This window comes from Streptomyces sp. NPDC001717 (assembly GCF_042892775.1).
GTDB lineage: Bacteria > Actinomycetota > Actinomycetes > Streptomycetales > Streptomycetaceae > Streptomyces.
The window spans coordinates 54,230-68,961 of record NZ_JBIAUK010000009.1; the positions used below are offsets into that span (position 1 = coordinate 54,230).

Genomic DNA, 14,732 nt, shown 5'->3' on the forward strand with positions numbered 1-14,732 from the left:
CCGGCGACTGCCGGGCGGGGCCCCTTTCGCATGTCCTACAGGATCAGACCACCTGGTGGAGCCAGCGGACCGGCGCGCCCTCGCCCGCGTAGCGGAAGGGCTCCAGTTCGTCGTCCCAGGGCTTGCCGAGCAGTTTGGCGATCTCCGCCTCCAGGTCGGTCTCGCCGAGCGCCGACCGGGCGAGGGCGGCGCGCAGCCGGTCCTCCGGGATGAGGATGTCACCGTGCATGCCGGTGACGGCGTGGAAGATGCCCAGTTCCGGGGTGGAGCTGTAGCGCTCGCCCTCGGCGGTCGGGCACGGCTCCGAGGTCACCTCGAAGCGCAGCAGGTGCCAGCCGCGCAGCGCGGAGGCGAGCTTCGAGGCGGTGCCCGCTTCGGCCTGCCAGGAGAACTCGGCTCTCCAGGTGCCGGGGGAGGCGGGCTGACGGATCCAGTCGAGGTTCACCCGCACCCCGAGCACTCCCGCAACAGCCCATTCCACGTGCGGGCAGAGCGCACGCGGTGCGGAATGCACGTACAGAACTCCACGTGTCGTCACCGGGACCTCCAGTGTGGGACGAGGTCGGGAATAAACTCCAGAAAACGGACAGTATGTGACGTGATGTAATGTAACGGAAATTATTTGACATTGCGCTACGGGACTTGCGGCCGAAACGCCACGGGAAAAAGCTACCGTGCGCCAGGGGTCGTGGTGTGACGTACGGTCGCTCCGAAGCCCGCAGACACAGAGCTTTCACTCAGCAGGACCCCCGGGCGACACGGGGACGACGAGGAGGGGACCTTCCCATGCGCACCACCCCCGCACGCCGCCGCGCGCGCCGCGCACTCGCGGGCGCGGGCGCTGCGGCCGTGCTGCTGGCCGGCCCGATGACGGGGTGCGGCCCGGGCGGGTCGGACGGTGGCGGGGGCCGGAAGGAGGCCCATGCCGGGCCGCGCTGGAACACGGCGCCCGCCTCCATCGCGGCGGTGGGCGACTCGATCACCCGTGGTTTCGACGCCTGTTCGGTGCTGGCGGACTGCCCGGAGGTCTCCTGGGCCACGGGCAACGACCCCGCGGTGCGTTCGCTGGCCACGCGCCTCATCGGGGACGTCGAGGCGCCCGGGCGCAGCTGGAACTTCGCGGTGACCGGCTCGCGCATGGCGGATCTGACGGGGCAGCTGGCAGAGGCGGCCGGGCACAAGCCCGACCTGGTCACGGTCATGGTGGGCTCGAACGACGCCTGCCGGCCCACGGCTTCGTCGATGACGCCGGTGGCGCAGTTCCGGGCCGGTTTCGAGCAGGCCCTGGCGGCACTGCGGGCCGCGTCGCCCGCCTCGCAGGTGTACGTCTCCAGCGTGCCGGACCTCCAGAGGCTGTGGGAGCAGGGCAAGGACAGCCCGATGGTGCGTCAGGTCTGGAAGCTGGGCATCTGTCAGTCGATGCTCGCCGATCCGCTGTCGGCGGGCTCGGGCGCGACGGCCCGGCGCGAGCAGGTGCGGGCGCGGGTGGTGGAGTACAACGAGGTGCTGCGCGAGGTCTGCGCGAAGGACGCGCTGTGCCGCTACGACGGCGGCGCGGTGTTCCAGTACCCCTTCTCGGCGGAACAGTTGAGCCGCTGGGACTGGTTCCATCCGGGCAAGGACGGGCAGGCGCGGCTCGCGGAACTGGCGCACCGACAGGTGACGGCCGCGGAACCGCCGCGTTGACGCTCGTTTGAACGAAGAAGTGGGCGAAGGACCGGGGACGGGGGTCGGGACCTTCCCCCAGCTACCGCTGGGGGACCCCCTCCCGGTCCGGCTTCCATCGACCCCGACGGGGTTGATTTCCGGCCATACGGCGTGTCACGCGAGGTCGAGCGTCGCGCTCAGTCGCGTGTCGCCGTGCGAGTGGCTCGCGCGGACCTCGTAGGTGCCGCCGATCCGCTGCCAGCCGCGGGCCTCCTCGTCCCAGATCTCGAAGGCCCGGGCGGGCAGGGCGATCTCGGTCTCGACGCTCTCGCCGGGGCCCGCCTCGACCCCGGCGAAGGCGGCCAGCCAGCTCGCCGGGCGCTCGACACCGTCCTCGGTCGGAGCCAGGTAGACCTGGACGACCTCGCGGCCCGGACGGGTGCCGGTGTTGGTGAGGCGGACCCGGACCGTGTCGGGGGTGACCTCCAGCGACTCGTACGCCCAATCGGTGTAGCCGAGGCCGTGCCCGAAGGGGAAGGCGGGCTCCACGGACCGCGCCTCGTAGGCCCGGTAGCCGATGAACAGGCCCTCGGTGTACTCCAGGCGGCCCTCGGTGGGGACGACCTCGGTGACGGGCGCGTCGGCGAAGCGTGCGGGCCAGGTGGTCGGCAGGCGCCCGCCCGGCTCCTTGTCGCCGAGGAGTACGTCGGCCAGCGCGGCCCCGCCCTCCTGCCCGGGGAACCAGGTCAGGAGCACGGCGGCGACGTCCTCGCGCCACGGGAGCTCGACCGGGGAGCCGGCGTTGACGACGACCACGGTGTTCGGGTTGACGGCGGCGACGGCGCGCACCAGGTCGTCCTGGCGGCCCGGGAGCGCGAGGTCGGTGCGGTCGAAGCCCTCGGACTCCACGCGCTCGGTGGTGGCGACCACGACGACGGCGGTGTCGGCGGCGCGGGCGGCCTCCACGGCCTCGGCGATCAGTTCGTCGGCCTCGCGCCGCGGGCCGAGGTGGAGCAGCGAGAACATGATGGCCCGCATCGGGAGCCCGCTGGTGTCGGGGACCTGGTAGGTCAGCGAGACCTCGACGGGGACGCCCTCGGTGAGGGTGAGGCGGGTCCGCTCGCTCGGGGCGCCGAAGAAGGCCTCGAAGGGGTCGGCCTCGTTGCCCATCTGCTGGACGCCCTCCCAGCGCCGCTCGCCGTCGACGGCGAGGGTGAAGGCCCCGAGGCCGCGGGTGCCGAAGGCGTGCTCGCCGCTCTCGCGCGGCAGGAAGGTGCCGGTGACCTCGATGCTGGCCATGTTCGCGTAGCTCGCGCCGGCGGGCAGGTCGTCGCCGATCCACTGCACCTGGCCGGTCGGCAGGGTGCCCTCGCCGACGACCGCTCCGGAGGCGTCGCGGCAGATCGCGCGAAGCTCGAAGCCCTTGTCCGCGGGGGTCAGTTCGTCGGAGGGGTCGGCGCCGACGGTGTAGGTGAGCGCTCCCTCGGGCAGGGCCGCGGCCAGCCCGTCGAGCGGCGAGACGATCCGCTCGGGGAAGACGGTGGCGCTGCCGCCGCCAAGGACGCGGGCGTCGCGGGCCGCGGCGCCGATGAGGGCGACGGTGCCGGCGGAGGCGTCGAGCGGGAGGGTGCCGTTCTCGTTGCGTACGAGGACGAAGCCGCGGGCGGCGAGCTCACGGGCCAGGGCCTGCCCGTCGATCGGGGCGGGGAGCTGCCGGGCGGCGGCGGGGACGCCCTCCAGGGCGCCGACACGGGCGGCGAGGCGCAGCACGTTGCGGACGGCGGTGTCGACGGCGGACTCGGGGACCTCGCCGGCGCGGACGGCTGCGGCGAGGGCGGGGCCGTAGACGGTCTGGGGGCCGGGCATGGCCACGTCCATGCCGCCGAGGATGTCCCCGGTGGTGGATCGGGCGGCCATCCAGTCGGACACGTTGTAGCCGTCGAAGCCCCATTCGGCGCGCAGGACGTCGTTGACGAGGTACTGGTGCTCGGTCATCGTGATGCCGTTGACCCGGTTGTAGGCGGTCATGATGCCCCAGGGATGGGCATTGGCGACGATGGCCTCGAAGGGCGCCAGGTACAGCTCGCGCAGCGGGCGCGGGGCGATGACGCTGTCGACGGTGAACCGCTCGGTCTCCGCGTCGTTGCCGACGAAGTGCTTGACGGTGGTGCCGACGCCGCCGTCCTGGACGCCGTTCACGTAGCCGCTGCCGATGACGCCCGTGAGGTAGGGGTCCTCCGAGTAGCACTCGAAGTGCCGGCCGCCGAGCGGGGAGCGGTGCAGGTTGACGGTGGGGGCGAGGAGGACGTGGACGCCCTTGCGACGGGCCTCCTGCGCGAGGAGCCGGCCCGCGCGGCGGGCGAGCGCCGGGTCCCAGGCGGCGGCGAGCGCGGTGGGCGAGGGCAGCGCGATGGACGGGTCGTCCGCGGTCCAGCGCACGCCGCGGACCCCGATGGGGCCGTCGGACATGACCAGGGACTTCAGTCCGATCTCGGGGATCTCGGGCAGGGTCCACATGTCCTGCCCGGACAGCAGGCGGGCCTTGGTGTCGAGATCCAGCTTGTCCAGGGCCGCTTCCACGGCGTCTTCACGGATCTGCTCGCGGGCCTGATCGGCATCGGTCACGGCCGTGCCTCCTCGTCGATTGCGGTGCGGGTGCTGTGCGGTGCCCCCATCGTGGACCCGTTCCCTGTTGAACGGTAGGGTTCGTGATGCGTTCGTGATGTAGGGATGCCGTACGGTCCTCTGGAGGCGGTGGAGGGAAGGGGTGCGGGGATGGTCCGAGCCAGGAGCGAGGAGCGTCGCGAGGAGATCGTCCTCGCGGCCCTCGAAGTGATCGCGGAGCGCGGCTACCGGGGCGCGGCCCTGGCCACCGTCGCCGAGCGGGTGGGCCTGACCCAGCAGGGGCTGCTGCACTACTTCCCGACGAAGGAGGCCCTGCTGGTCGCGGTGCTGGAGGAGCGCGACCGGTGGGACACGGGCGGCGGCTCGCGCGTCTCGGCCGACAGCTGGCGCCTGGACCTGCTGGATTCGCTGGTGGAGTACAACGCGATGCGCCCGGGCATCGTGCAGACCTTCTCGGCGCTGCTCGGCGAGAGCGTCACCGAGGAGCATCCGGCCCGCGCGTTCTTCACCGAGCGCTACGAGCAGGTCCGCCGCGAGATGACCGCGCTGCTGCAGAGGGAGTTCGGCGACCGCCTCCCGTCGGGCCTCACCCCGCAAGAGGCGGCTCCGCTGCTGACGGCCGTCATGGACGGGCTCCAGTACCAGTGGCTGCTCGCCCCGGAGTCGGTGGACATGCCGGCCGCGTTCCGTTCCTTCCTCACGCTGTTGCGGGGCCCCGCCGCGTAGCCGCCGGGTCCGTCCGGGCATCCTTCTCCCGACGGACTACCGGGGGGAGTTGGGGATGGAGACCGAGAAGAAGGTCGCGTGGTCGGAGCTGTTCTTCGACCTGGTGCTGGTGTTCGCCGTGACGCAGGTGTCGACCCTGCTCCACCACGACCACGGCTGGAGCGGCACCGGGCGGGCCGTGATCGCGTTCGTGCCGATCTACTGGGTGTGGGTCGGCAACACCGTCTACTCCAACACCCATGACGCGGAACGGCCGCTGAACCGGATCGCGCTCTTCGCGGCCGGTCTGTGCGGCCTGATGATGGCCCTGGCCCTGCCGGAGGCCTTCGGGGACCGCGGGCTGCTGTTCGCCGGGGCCTACTTCTGCGCCCGCCTGCTGCTCGCGGCGCTGGCGCACGTCCCCGGGCGGCGCCCGACGCCCACCCCGGCCGTCCTGTCGGTGCTGATCAGCGGCCCGCTGCTGCTGGCGGGCGGTGTCCTCGACGGAGCGGCCCGGATCGGGCTGTGGGCGCTGGCGGCCGCGGTGGACCTGGCCGCGCCCCGGCTGACGCGCCGCAACATGATGCGCCTGGACTTCGAATCGGGGCACCTCGCCGAGCGGTTCGGCCTGTTCGTGATGATCGCGCTGGGCGAGTCGATCGTCGCGGTCGGCGCCCCGGTGGCCTCCGCCCCGGAGCTCGGCGCCGGCTCGCTCGCGGCCGTCGCCGTGGCCTTCACCCTGGTGTGCAGCCTGTGGTGGGTGTATTTCCACCTGGCGGCGAGCGCGGTCCGGCACGGGCTGGAGACCGCGGCCGTACGGGCGGACGTGGCCCGGCAGGTCCTCTCGTACGGGCACCTCTCGCTGATCGCCTCGGTCATCGCGGTGGCCGTCGGCATGGCGGAGGCGGTCGCCCACCCCGGGCAGCGGCTCCCGCTCGGCGTGGCCGCCCTGCTGTACGGGGGCTGCGCGCTCTACCTGGCCACCTTCGGGTACACGCGCTGGCACCTGTTCCGTTCCTGGTCGGTGACCCGTCTGGTGGCCGCCGCGGTCACCCTGGCCCTGCTGCCGCCGGCCGCGCTGCTGCCCTCACTGGGCGCCCTGGCGCTCCTGACCGCGCTGGTCACCGTCCTCAACCTGACGGAACTCGCCCTCGTCCGCACCCGCGGCGGCCTCCCGGGCGGCCCGGCGCCCACCGCCGAGCCCGCGCCCGCTCCCTAGCCCACCAGGCCACTAGGCCGGCCTGATCCGCGAGAGGTCCTGGTCGGCGAGGTCCGGGCGGGCCGTGAGCGTGGCGCGCACCGCCTCCAGGATCGGTAGCGGGGCACGGCCGGTGGCCAGGGCCACGTCCTTCGCGGCCAGGGCCACCGGGAAGTGGGAGGCGTCCGCGTACGTGCGTGCCACCGCGCCCGCCAGTGGCCCTCGGGCGAGCTCCGCGCGGACCAGGGCCTCGGGCAGGCCCAGCGCGCGGCCCAGGGTCAGTGCCTCGGCCACCAGCCCGACCCCGCCGACCACCGCGTTGATCAGCACCAGCTTGAGCGCGGCGCCCGCGCCGGCCGGGCCGCACTCGGTGACCTCGCCCAGCGTGTCCAGCACCTCACGGACGGGGGCGGGCAACGGCCCCCCGGCCAGCACCCACAACTCCCCAGCGGCGGCCCGGTCCACGCTCCCCATCACGGGCGCGTCGGTCAGGGTCGCCCCCGCCGGCAGCCGCGCCGCGAGCTCGCGCACCGCCTCGGGCCCGACCGTCGAGGTGTCGATCCAGTGGACCCCGGGCCGCAGGGCGGGCAGCACGCTGTCGGAGACGGCCCGCAGGGCGTCCGGGTCGGCCAGCATCGTGATGACGAGGTCCGCGCCGTGGACCGCCTCCGCCGGCGTGTCGGCGACGGCGGCGCCGGCCTCCGCCAGCGGCCGCGTCCTGCCCGGCGTCCGGTTCCACACCGTCAGCGCGTGGCCCCTGGCGAGCAGGTGACGGGCCATCGGGGCGCCCATGTTGCCGAGGCCGAGGAAGGCGATCTTCTGTGCTGTGTCCGTTGCGTCCATGCCCCCGACGCTAGATCCCCTCCATTCATGCGACAAGCGAATGTCTAGCATGGTCGCCATGCCCACTCCACATGGCTCGCCCACGCCGGCTGCCCCGCACGCCTCGCCCGGTCTGTACGAGGTCTTCCTGCGCGTCGCCCGCCTGGCCTCCTTCACCGCGGCCGCCCGCTCCCTCGGCTACACGCAGTCCGCGGTCTCCCGGCAGATCCAGACCCTGGAGGACGAGTGGGGCACCCCGCTCTTCGACCGCCTCCCCCGCGGGGTGCGGCTCACCGAGGCGGGCCGGATCCTGCTCCCGCACGCCGAGGCCGTCGGCGAGCGGCTGCGCGCCGCCCGCGCCGAACTCGACGCCCTGCGCACGCTCGGCGCCGGCCGGCTGCGGATCGGCTCCTTCGCCACCGCCGACGCCGCGCTGCTGCCGCGCACGCTGGCCGTGTTCCGGGCACGCCACCCCGCGGTCGAGGTCACCCGCACCGAAGGCCTGTCGGCCGGGCACCTGGCGCTCCTGGCCTCCGGGGACCTCGACCTCGCGGTGGTGGCCGCCACCTCCGGGGAGCCGCCGCGCGGCTGCACCCCGCACCACCTGCTCGACGAGCGGATGTACGTGGCCCTGCCGCTCGGGCACCGGTTCGCGGGCCGCGCCGACCTGCGGCTGGCCGAACTCGCCGACGAGGCGTGGATCACGGGCGGCGCCCGCCCCGAGGACACCCTGCTGGCCTCCGCCCTGGCCCGGGGGTTCCGGCCGCGGGAGGGCCTGTTCGCCGCCGACTGGATCGCCAAGCAGGGCTTCGTGGCCGCCGGGCTCGGTGTCACCCTGGTGCCCGCGCTCGCCGCCTCCTCCGCACGGGCCGACCTCGTGCTCGTCCCGCTGCGTCCGGAGGACACCCCCCGCCGCCGGGTCTACGCCGCGACCCCGCTCGGGACCGCCCCCTCCCCGGCCGCCACGGCCTTCCTGACCCTGCTGAAGGAGGCCGCCGCCGCCCTGGCATCCTGAGCCGGGTGAAGATCGCCGCAGCGCAGCTGACCTGCGTACCCGCCGATGTCCCCGCCAACGCCGCACGGGCCGCCGCGCTCGCCGCCGCGGCCCGGGAGCAGGGCGCCGAGCTGGTCGTCTTCCCCGAGTTCACGCTGACCGGCTACGAGTTGGCGGCGCTGGCCGCCGATCCGGGGCTGTGGACGGGCGCCGACGACCCCCGGCTGGACCCGTTGCGCTCCGCCGGGATCGCCACCGTGGTCAACGTCGCCCTGCCCACCGGCGGCCCGCGGCCCGCCATCGCGACGCTGGTGCACGACGCGGACGGCGCGCACGTGACCACTTACCTCAAGCAGCACCTGTACGAGCACGAGCGGGACGTCTTCGTGCCGGGCACGGCCGACGGCCGCTTCGAGCTCGGCGGGATCCGCTTCTCCCTGGCGATCTGCTTCGACAACCACTTCCCCGAACTGCTCGGCCGGGCCGCGGCCGACGGCTGCCGGGTGCACCTGGCGAGCTCCCTGTACGGGACGGGCGGCGGGATCGAGGAGCGCGCCGCCCTCTACCCGGGGATCGCGAAGGAGCACGACCTGTACGTGGTCCTGGCCAACCACGTGGGACCCGCCGGGCCCTGGACGGGCTGCGGGGGCGCGGCGGTGTGGGGGCCGGGCGGGGAGCTACTGGCCGAGGCGGACGACCGTACGCCGTCCGTGGCGACCTTCGATGTTTCGATGTGATGAGCTGATCGGCATGAGTACCTTCGCCTTCGAGACGATCACGGTTCCGGAACACCTCCACGGCTATCCGGGGGTGGCCTACGGCGGCTACGTGGCGGGGCTGCTGGCCGGGCGCGCCACGGCGGGCACCGTACGGGTGGACTTCCGGCGGCCCGTGCCGACGCAAGCGCCCGTCCGGCCGTCCGGGCGCCCGGACGGCGGCTGCGAGCTGACCGACGCGGAGGGGGCGCTGCTGGCCGTGGCGAGCCCGGCCGCGTTCGAGGGCGCGGACGCCCCTGCGGCGCCTTCCTGGGAGCGGGCCTCGGCGGCGGCCGAGGCGTACCGGGCGGCCCCGCCGGACGGGCAGGTCGACTGCTTCGGCTGCGGCCTGGACCGCACGCCCGCCACGGGGCTGCGCCTGCACTGCGGGGCGGTGCCGGGTGGCGGGATGGTCGCCACCGCCTGGACCCCGGGCCGGGAGCTGGCGGGCGCGGACGGGTTGCTGCCGGCCGAGTTGGTGTGGGGCGCGCTGGACTGCCCGGGGAACGCGGCCGGGCGGCTGCTCGACGGGCGCCCTGCCGGTGCGGTCACGGCCGCGCTGACCGCACGGCTGCTGCGGCCGGTACCGGTGGGCGAGGGGCTGGTCTCGTACGCCTGGATGCTGGGGAGCTCGGGCCGCAAGTACTCGGTGGGCACGGCCCTGGCCACGGCCGCGGGCGAGCTGTGCGCGGTCGGCGAGGCCCTGTGGGTGCAGCCGCGGGCGTAGGGCCCGTCGTCGAACTCCCGCCGTCGCCCGCGGACGGGAGTTCGACGCCAGTCCCTGAGTCCGGCGGTTACGAGTACGCGGGCGGCGGAGGGCCGAAACCGGTGGGGGTGCCCTCGGGGGCCGGGGCGGCCCCGGCGGGCTCTTCGTCGGCCTGCGTCAGGTGCCGCACCATCAGCGTGGCTCCCGCCACCGCGCCCGGCATCAGGAAGACCGCCACCAGCGGCACCAGGAACGCGAGCACCAGCGGCACCCCGAAGCCCAGTACCAGCATCCGGCGCGAGCGCAGCAGGACCAGCCGTTCGGACAGCTCGACCTTGCGGCGCTGGAGGGCGACGGCGGTCAGCTCCTGGGTCAGGAAGTAGCCGGAGACGCAGAAGCCGAGCGCCGGTACGACGGTCTGTCCGATCACCGGGATGAAGCCGAGGGCGAACAGGACCAGCCCGTACAGGACGACCCGGGCGAGCACCTTCAGGCTGTCCCTGGCCGAGACCCACAGCTCCAGCCAGAGCGGAAGTCCGGACTCGGGGGCGTCGCCGCCCTCGCTGCGGTCGACCTGCTCGGAGAGCGACTCGTAGAAGGGCTGGCCGATCAGGAGGGTCACGGCGGTGAAGGTGATGACGGCGAGGAAGAGCCCGAGGCCGAAGACCAGGAAGGTCAGGAAGCCCCGGAACAGGGCGAGCCAGGGCGAGCTCCAGTCGTCGGCGAAGGGGGTGGCCCAGGCGGTGAAGTCGTCCGCGCCGTAACCGAGCCCGATGAGCGCGCCCGCGTACAGGACCAGCGAGACCAGCCCGGGCAACAGCCCGAACCCCAGCCACCGGCCGTGGCGCAGTACCCATCCCTGTCCGGCCAGCAGGTACCGGAACCCCTCCGCAAGATCACGCATGGCGGCAGTTTATGGGGCCCGGGAAACGGCGAAGGCCGCACCCCGTGGGGTGCGGCCTTCGGCGAGCGGTGCCGGATCAGACGGCGAGCTCGACGGTGATGTTGCCGCGGGTGGCCTTCGAGTAGGGGCACACCTCGTGGGCCTTCTCGATGAGCTCCTTGGCGGTGGCGGCGTCCACGTTCGGGATCACGGCGGAGATCTTGACGATCAGGCCGAAGCCCTCGTCGTTCTTGCCGATGCCGACCTCGGCGGTGACCGTGGAGCCGGAGATGTCGGCGTTCACGTTCTTCGCGACGACACCCAGGGCGCCCTGGAAGCAGGCGCTGTAGCCGGCGGCGAACAGCTGCTCCGGGTTGGTGCCGGCGCCGCTGCCGCCGAGCTCCTTCGGCGGGTTCACGACGACGTCGAGCTGGCCGTCGTTGGTGGCGACGCGGCCGTCACGGCCGTTCTCGGCGGTGGCGACAGCGGTGTACGCGACGTCGGACTGCTGGATGGACATGTAAGAAGATCCTCCTGGTAATCGTCGCGACTCGCGCCCACGGTCACAACGGTGTACAGAGAGACTAACCGGTGAAAGAAACGATCATCTTTCCGGTGTTCTCGCCGCGCAGCATGCCGAGGAAGGCGGAGGTCGCGTTCTCGACGCCCTCGACGACCGTCTCGTCGTACCGGAGCTCACCGGAACGCAGCCATCCGGCGACGTCCTGGACGAACTGCTGCTGGATCCCGGCGTGGTCGCCCACGAGGATGCCCTGGAGGCGCAGGCGCTTGCCGATGACCTGCATCAGGTTGCGCGGGCCGGGGGCGGCCTCGGTGTCGTTGTAGCCGGAGATGGCGCCGCACAGGGTCGCCCGGCCGTGCACGTTCATCGAGGAGATCGCGGCCTCCAGGTGGTCCCCGCCGACGTTGTCGAAGTAGACGTCGACGCCGTCGGGGGCGGCCGCGGGCAGCTGCTCGGCGACGGGGCCGTTCTTGTAGTTGAAGGCGGCGTCGAAACCGTACTTCTCCGTGAGGAGCGTCACCTTCTCGTCCGAGCCGGCGGAGCCGATCACCCGGGAAGCGCCCTTGATCCTGGCGAACTGGCCCACGAGGCTGCCGACCGCACCGGCCGCGCCGGAGACGAAGACGGAGTCCCCCTCCTTGAAGGAGGCGACCTCGAAGAGGCCCGCGTAGGCGGTCAGGCCCGGCATGCCGAGCACGCCGAGGTAGGCGGAGAGCGGGGCGAGCGAGGCGTCCACCTTGGTGGCGAACTTCGCGTCGAGCTCCGCGTACTCGCGCCAGCCCAGGTGGTGCAGGACGTGGTCGCCGACCGCGAAGCCCTCGGCGTCGGAGGCGACGACCTCGCCGACCGCGCCGCCCTGCATCGGCTCGTCGAGCTGGAAGGGCGGGATGTAGGACTTCGTGTCGTTCATCCGGCCCCGCATGTACGGGTCGACGGACATGTGGAGGTTCCGCACGAGGATCCGGCCGGCGGCGGGCTCGGCCGACAAGGGCACCTCGCGCAGGGCGAAGTCCTCGGCGACGGGCCAGCCCTGCGGGCGACGGACGAGGTGCCACTCGCGGCTCACGGCGGGGATCTCAGACATGCGGCGCTCCTGGTAAGAACGGAATTGCTTCACTAGGTGAAACAACCATGCGCCTGGATATTTCATGTTGTCAAGTAAGTCGGTACTCTGGATCCATGCCCAGTCGTCGCACAGACCCAGTGACCGTCGAGGTCGTCGAGCTCATCGGCGACGTCGTGGCCAGGTACCACATGGAGTACGAGCACGCGGCCGCCAGCCACCAGCTGACCGGCGCGCAGGCCAAGGTGCTCAACATGCTCTCGCTGGAGCCCATGCCGATGCGCCGCATCGCGGAGAAGCTGCGCTGCGAGCCGTCGAACGTGACCGGGATCGTGGACCGACTGGAGACGCGCGGCCTGGTCGAGCGGCACCCGGACCCCGCCGACCGCCGGGTGAAACTGGCCGCCCCCACGGAGGAGGGCCGGCAGACCGCGGAGCGGCTGCGCGAGTCGCTGGACTTCGCGCGCGAGCCGCTGGCCGGGCTGTCTCCGGCGGAGCGGGCGGTCCTGCGGGACCTGCTCAAGCGGATGCTGGGCTGAGCCGGCCCGTCAGGAACAGCCGAAGATCCAGAACACGCAGGTCTTGCTCGGCTTGGGCTTGGGCTTGTTCGTGGGCGTGGACGTGGGCGTGACCGGCGGGGGCGTACCGCCGGTGAGCGTCGGCGAGGGCCGACCGGAGGCGATCGGCTTCCCGGTGCCGCCCGGCCCGGGGGCCGTCGAGGTCGGCCCCGAGCTCGCGGGGGCGGGCGACGGCGGCGGCGTGACGTCCCCGGAGGGCGTCCCGGCACCGGTCTTCTTCGCGGGCCCGGCGGCGACCTTCGCGGTCGCCTTGCCGCCCGGCGCCGAGGGCGCGCCCGAGGTCGGGAGGTCCGGCAGCGGGGCGGGCTGCTGCGGCCCGTCGTCGGTGAGCACCACCTCGGAGGCGCGGTCGGTGCGTCCGTCCGCCGTCATCCGGACCACCGTCAGCGAGGCCGCGGTGGCGAGCAGCACCCCGAGGGTGACCGTCAGCGCCATACGGCTGCGCCGGCGTCGCTCGGCGCGGCGGCGCGCACCGGCCCTGCGCTCGTTCGGTACGGAAAGCGTGACGAGCTCGTCCGCGAACACGTCGGCCAGTGCGGTCGGCGCCTCGGGCACCGGTGGCGCCGCACGACCGGGCGCCCCCGGGCCTGCGGCGGGCGGGGCGGCGGTCAGGTACTCGGCCGGGGTCCCGCATCCGGCGCACGCCAGTGCGCCATTGAGGTGTCTTTGGCAGGCGTGGCAGAAGTTCATGGCGCCCGCAGGCTACGTGCTCCCCGGCAACATAAAGATCCCGAGAACGTAAGGATCCTGTGTGGAATCGTTTCCTCCATGACGTTTTTCGGGGCCACGGCCTTCCAGTTGGTGCTTCTGCGGCGGATGGCCGACTTCCAGCCGGACCTCGCGGACGAGGCCCGCCGCCGGCTCGGCGCCTCCCTCGCCGACCAGCGCGAGGCCAACAAGCGCTGGCAGGCGATGGTCCGCTCGCCCCGCTCCCGCGGCGCCCTGGCCCGGTACCGCTCGGTGCTGGGCCCGCCCGAGTCCGCCGAACGTCGCACGATCGGCGACCTCGAGTGCGAGGCCCTGCTGTGGCCGGTGCCGCTCTGGCCCGATCTGCGCTTCGAGGTGCTGGCCGCGCCGGACGGGGCGGTGTGGAACGAGTGGCTGGTACGGGCCCCGGGCGCGCACGGGCCCGTACTGGAGTCGGCGGCGGACCTGTTGCCGTGGTCGGCGACGGTCGACGAGGTGGCGCGGGCCTTCGCACCGGTCCGGCCGATGGAGGGCACCGCGCCGACGCGTTGGCGGCTGGCCTTCGACGCGCCGGGCGGGCCGTGCGTGGCGGAGTTCACCTACGGCCTGCTCCAGCGCGTCTCGGACCCTGCCGGTCAGGGCCCGTCTTTGGGATCAGGCACCGCGAGCCCGGCCTGATCCGAAAGACGGGCCCCGAGTCGTCAGGAAGGCCCGTACGCCCGCGGAGGTGGCGTCGTCGCCGAGCAGGTCGTTGTGCTTGAGGCAGCCGACGGGCGTGTTGACGGCCCCCGAGAGCGGGACGCTGCCGTCCGGGTTGACGACCTCGTCGCAGTTCGACCAGAAGGTCGCGTACTTCACCGCGCCCGGGGTCTCGTCCCCGCCGCCCAGGTTCTTCACCACGTACGACCCGGGGGTCATGTCCCGGCAGGCCTGGTCCCACAGGGCGCAGGCCCATGCCGTGGAGGTGCCGTGGTTGGGGCCGGCCAGCGAGACCCAGTGGTCCACGGTGGCCCCGCCGCCGCCGAACTTCACGTACCAGCGGCTCACCAGCGAGCCGAAGGAGTGCGAGACGACGTCGACCTTGTCGGCGCCGGTCTGCCTGCGGACGTCCTCGACGTAGGCGGCGAGCCGGGCGGAGAGGACCTCGTTGACCGACTGGTGGGTGTCGTACCCGAAGGAGAAGAGCTCCGAGTCGGCGTACCCGTCGGCGCGCAGGTCCTCGCGGAGGGATCCCCAGACGCCCGGGTCCGCGTTGTAGCCGTGCACGAAGACCACGGGACGGTGCGATGACTCCCGTTCAGGGCCCCCGGCCGCGGTCGGGCCGACGGCGTGGGCCGCCGGGGGCGCGAGCAGGGCGAAGCAGAGCGTCAGGAGCGCCGGCACCCTCTGGCGGGTCGTCAGCATCGATTCCCCTTTACCTTGTTACGCGCGAGTAGCGCGTGCGGTGCGGGCATGGTGCTGCCTGTCGGTACAGAAATCCACCCCCTTGCAGCCGCCGCGCACCCCCCGGCCGGAGCAGCTCAACGGGCGGTAAGTCCGAAATGCC

At 73.2% G+C, this 14,732-nt stretch carries 16 protein-coding genes; 8 read left to right on the plus strand and 8 right to left on the minus strand.

Going from position 1 to position 14,732, the window contains the following annotated elements; genetic code table 11:
• Positions 1-43: 43 nt before the first annotated feature.
• A complete protein-coding gene (locus ACFYZL_RS17510; protein WP_384746228.1) occupies positions 44-538 on the minus strand; it encodes a DUF3145 domain-containing protein in 495 nt (164 codons plus the stop codon).
• Positions 539-786: 248 nt separating this feature from the next.
• On the opposite strand from ACFYZL_RS17510, the gene ACFYZL_RS17515 reads away from it, so the two are divergent.
• Positions 787-1,686 carry an SGNH/GDSL hydrolase family protein gene (locus tag ACFYZL_RS17515; RefSeq protein WP_384746229.1) on the plus strand — a complete coding sequence of 300 codons (900 nt, stop codon included), beginning with the start codon at positions 787-789 and terminating at the stop codon, positions 1,684-1,686.
• A gap of 135 nt (positions 1,687-1,821) precedes the next feature.
• Here the strand turns inward: ACFYZL_RS17515 and ACFYZL_RS17520 are convergent, their stop codons facing one another.
• The gene (locus ACFYZL_RS17520) at positions 1,822-4,272 is read right to left on the minus strand and encodes a beta-glucosidase (RefSeq protein ID WP_384746230.1); all 2,451 of its coding nucleotides are present in this window, start codon (positions 4,270-4,272) and stop codon (positions 1,822-1,824) included.
• Between the two features lie 150 nt (positions 4,273-4,422).
• Between ACFYZL_RS17520 and ACFYZL_RS17525 the strand changes: the two genes are divergently transcribed.
• Positions 4,423-4,998 carry a TetR/AcrR family transcriptional regulator gene (locus ACFYZL_RS17525; RefSeq protein ID WP_388679790.1) on the plus strand — a complete coding sequence of 192 codons (576 nt, stop codon included), beginning with the start codon at positions 4,423-4,425 and terminating at the stop codon, positions 4,996-4,998.
• Between the two features lie 55 nt (positions 4,999-5,053).
• Positions 5,054-6,196 (plus strand): low temperature requirement protein A, encoded by a 1,143-nt coding sequence (locus ACFYZL_RS17530; RefSeq protein WP_384746232.1) that lies wholly within the window; start codon positions 5,054-5,056, stop codon positions 6,194-6,196.
• A gap of 12 nt (positions 6,197-6,208) precedes the next feature.
• Here ACFYZL_RS17530 and ACFYZL_RS17535 read toward each other — a convergent pair whose 3' ends face one another.
• Complete coding sequence (locus tag ACFYZL_RS17535; RefSeq protein ID WP_388679793.1) at positions 6,209-7,018, minus strand: NAD(P)-dependent oxidoreductase; 810 nt, start codon at positions 7,016-7,018, stop codon at positions 6,209-6,211.
• Positions 7,019-7,076: 58 nt separating this feature from the next.
• Here ACFYZL_RS17535 and ACFYZL_RS17540 point away from each other — a divergent pair, with 58 nt between their 5' ends.
• The 3 genes from ACFYZL_RS17540 to ACFYZL_RS17550 are packed head-to-tail and all read left to right on the plus strand — an operon-like array spanning position 7,077 to position 9,473.
• Entirely contained in the window at positions 7,077-8,012 is a 936-nt protein-coding gene (locus ACFYZL_RS17540) for a LysR family transcriptional regulator (protein ID WP_388679796.1), read from the plus strand.
• 5 nt (positions 8,013-8,017) lie between these two features.
• Positions 8,018-8,728, plus strand: a complete 711-nt coding sequence (locus ACFYZL_RS17545) for a carbon-nitrogen hydrolase family protein (protein ID WP_384746235.1) — start codon at positions 8,018-8,020, stop codon at positions 8,726-8,728.
• 13 nt (positions 8,729-8,741) lie between these two features.
• Positions 8,742-9,473, plus strand: coding sequence for a hypothetical protein (locus ACFYZL_RS17550; RefSeq protein ID WP_388679799.1), 732 nt, complete (start codon positions 8,742-8,744; stop codon positions 9,471-9,473).
• 67 nt (positions 9,474-9,540) lie between these two features.
• Here the strand turns inward: ACFYZL_RS17550 and ACFYZL_RS17555 are convergent, their stop codons facing one another.
• The 3 genes from ACFYZL_RS17555 to ACFYZL_RS17565 all read right to left on the minus strand — a co-directional run bounded on the left by ACFYZL_RS17555 (position 9,541) and on the right by ACFYZL_RS17565 (position 11,942).
• Positions 9,541-10,356 (minus strand): EI24 domain-containing protein, encoded by an 816-nt coding sequence (locus tag ACFYZL_RS17555; protein ID WP_384746237.1) that lies wholly within the window; start codon positions 10,354-10,356, stop codon positions 9,541-9,543.
• Between the two features lie 76 nt (positions 10,357-10,432).
• A complete protein-coding gene (locus tag ACFYZL_RS17560; protein WP_030657091.1) occupies positions 10,433-10,855 on the minus strand; it encodes an organic hydroperoxide resistance protein in 423 nt (140 codons plus the stop codon).
• 64 nt (positions 10,856-10,919) lie between these two features.
• Complete coding sequence (locus ACFYZL_RS17565; protein ID WP_384746239.1) at positions 10,920-11,942, minus strand: NADP-dependent oxidoreductase; 1,023 nt, start codon at positions 11,940-11,942, stop codon at positions 10,920-10,922.
• A gap of 95 nt (positions 11,943-12,037) precedes the next feature.
• On the opposite strand from ACFYZL_RS17565, the gene ACFYZL_RS17570 reads away from it, so the two are divergent.
• On the plus strand, positions 12,038-12,460 hold the full coding sequence (locus ACFYZL_RS17570; RefSeq protein ID WP_388679803.1) for a MarR family winged helix-turn-helix transcriptional regulator: 423 nt from the start codon (positions 12,038-12,040) through the stop codon (positions 12,458-12,460).
• 9 nt (positions 12,461-12,469) lie between these two features.
• On the opposite strand, the gene ACFYZL_RS17575 is transcribed toward ACFYZL_RS17570, so the two are convergent.
• Positions 12,470-13,054, minus strand: coding sequence for a hypothetical protein (locus ACFYZL_RS17575; protein ID WP_388679806.1), 585 nt, complete (start codon positions 13,052-13,054; stop codon positions 12,470-12,472).
• Positions 13,055-13,267: 213 nt separating this feature from the next.
• Between ACFYZL_RS17575 and ACFYZL_RS17580 the strand changes: the two genes are divergently transcribed.
• Positions 13,268-13,864: a hypothetical protein gene (locus ACFYZL_RS17580; RefSeq protein ID WP_388679809.1), complete on the plus strand. Its 597-nt coding sequence runs from the start codon at positions 13,268-13,270 to the stop codon at positions 13,862-13,864.
• On the opposite strand, the gene ACFYZL_RS17585 is transcribed toward ACFYZL_RS17580, so the two are convergent.
• Complete coding sequence (locus ACFYZL_RS17585) at positions 13,841-14,590, minus strand: esterase/lipase family protein (protein ID WP_384746243.1); 750 nt, start codon at positions 14,588-14,590, stop codon at positions 13,841-13,843. The genes ACFYZL_RS17580 and ACFYZL_RS17585 overlap by 24 nt on opposite strands.
• Positions 14,591-14,732 lie beyond the last annotated feature (142 nt).

Excerpts from the sequence above, each read along its gene's own strand:
- ACFYZL_RS17565 (WP_384746239.1), bottom strand. The coding sequence starts at position 11,942 with ATGTCTGAGATCCCCGCCGTGAGCCGCGAGTGGCACCTCGTCCGTCGC.
- ACFYZL_RS17515 (WP_384746229.1), top strand. The coding sequence starts at position 787 with ATGCGCACCACCCCCGCACGCCGCCGCGCGCGCCGCGCACTCGCGGGC.
- ACFYZL_RS17580 (WP_388679809.1), top strand. The coding sequence starts at position 13,268 with ATGACGTTTTTCGGGGCCACGGCCTTCCAGTTGGTGCTTCTGCGGCGG.
- ACFYZL_RS17525 (WP_388679790.1), top strand. The coding sequence starts at position 4,423 with ATGGTCCGAGCCAGGAGCGAGGAGCGTCGCGAGGAGATCGTCCTCGCG.
- ACFYZL_RS17550 (WP_388679799.1), top strand. The coding sequence starts at position 8,742 with ATGAGTACCTTCGCCTTCGAGACGATCACGGTTCCGGAACACCTCCAC.
- ACFYZL_RS17535 (WP_388679793.1), bottom strand. The coding sequence starts at position 7,018 with ATGGACGCAACGGACACAGCACAGAAGATCGCCTTCCTCGGCCTCGGC.
- ACFYZL_RS17570 (WP_388679803.1), top strand. The coding sequence starts at position 12,038 with ATGCCCAGTCGTCGCACAGACCCAGTGACCGTCGAGGTCGTCGAGCTC.
- ACFYZL_RS17555 (WP_384746237.1), bottom strand. The coding sequence starts at position 10,356 with ATGCGTGATCTTGCGGAGGGGTTCCGGTACCTGCTGGCCGGACAGGGA.
- ACFYZL_RS17585 (WP_384746243.1), bottom strand. The coding sequence starts at position 14,590 with ATGCTGACGACCCGCCAGAGGGTGCCGGCGCTCCTGACGCTCTGCTTC.
- ACFYZL_RS17560 (WP_030657091.1), bottom strand. The coding sequence starts at position 10,855 with ATGTCCATCCAGCAGTCCGACGTCGCGTACACCGCTGTCGCCACCGCC.
- ACFYZL_RS17530 (WP_384746232.1), top strand. The coding sequence starts at position 5,054 with ATGGAGACCGAGAAGAAGGTCGCGTGGTCGGAGCTGTTCTTCGACCTG.
- ACFYZL_RS17540 (WP_388679796.1), top strand. The coding sequence starts at position 7,077 with ATGCCCACTCCACATGGCTCGCCCACGCCGGCTGCCCCGCACGCCTCG.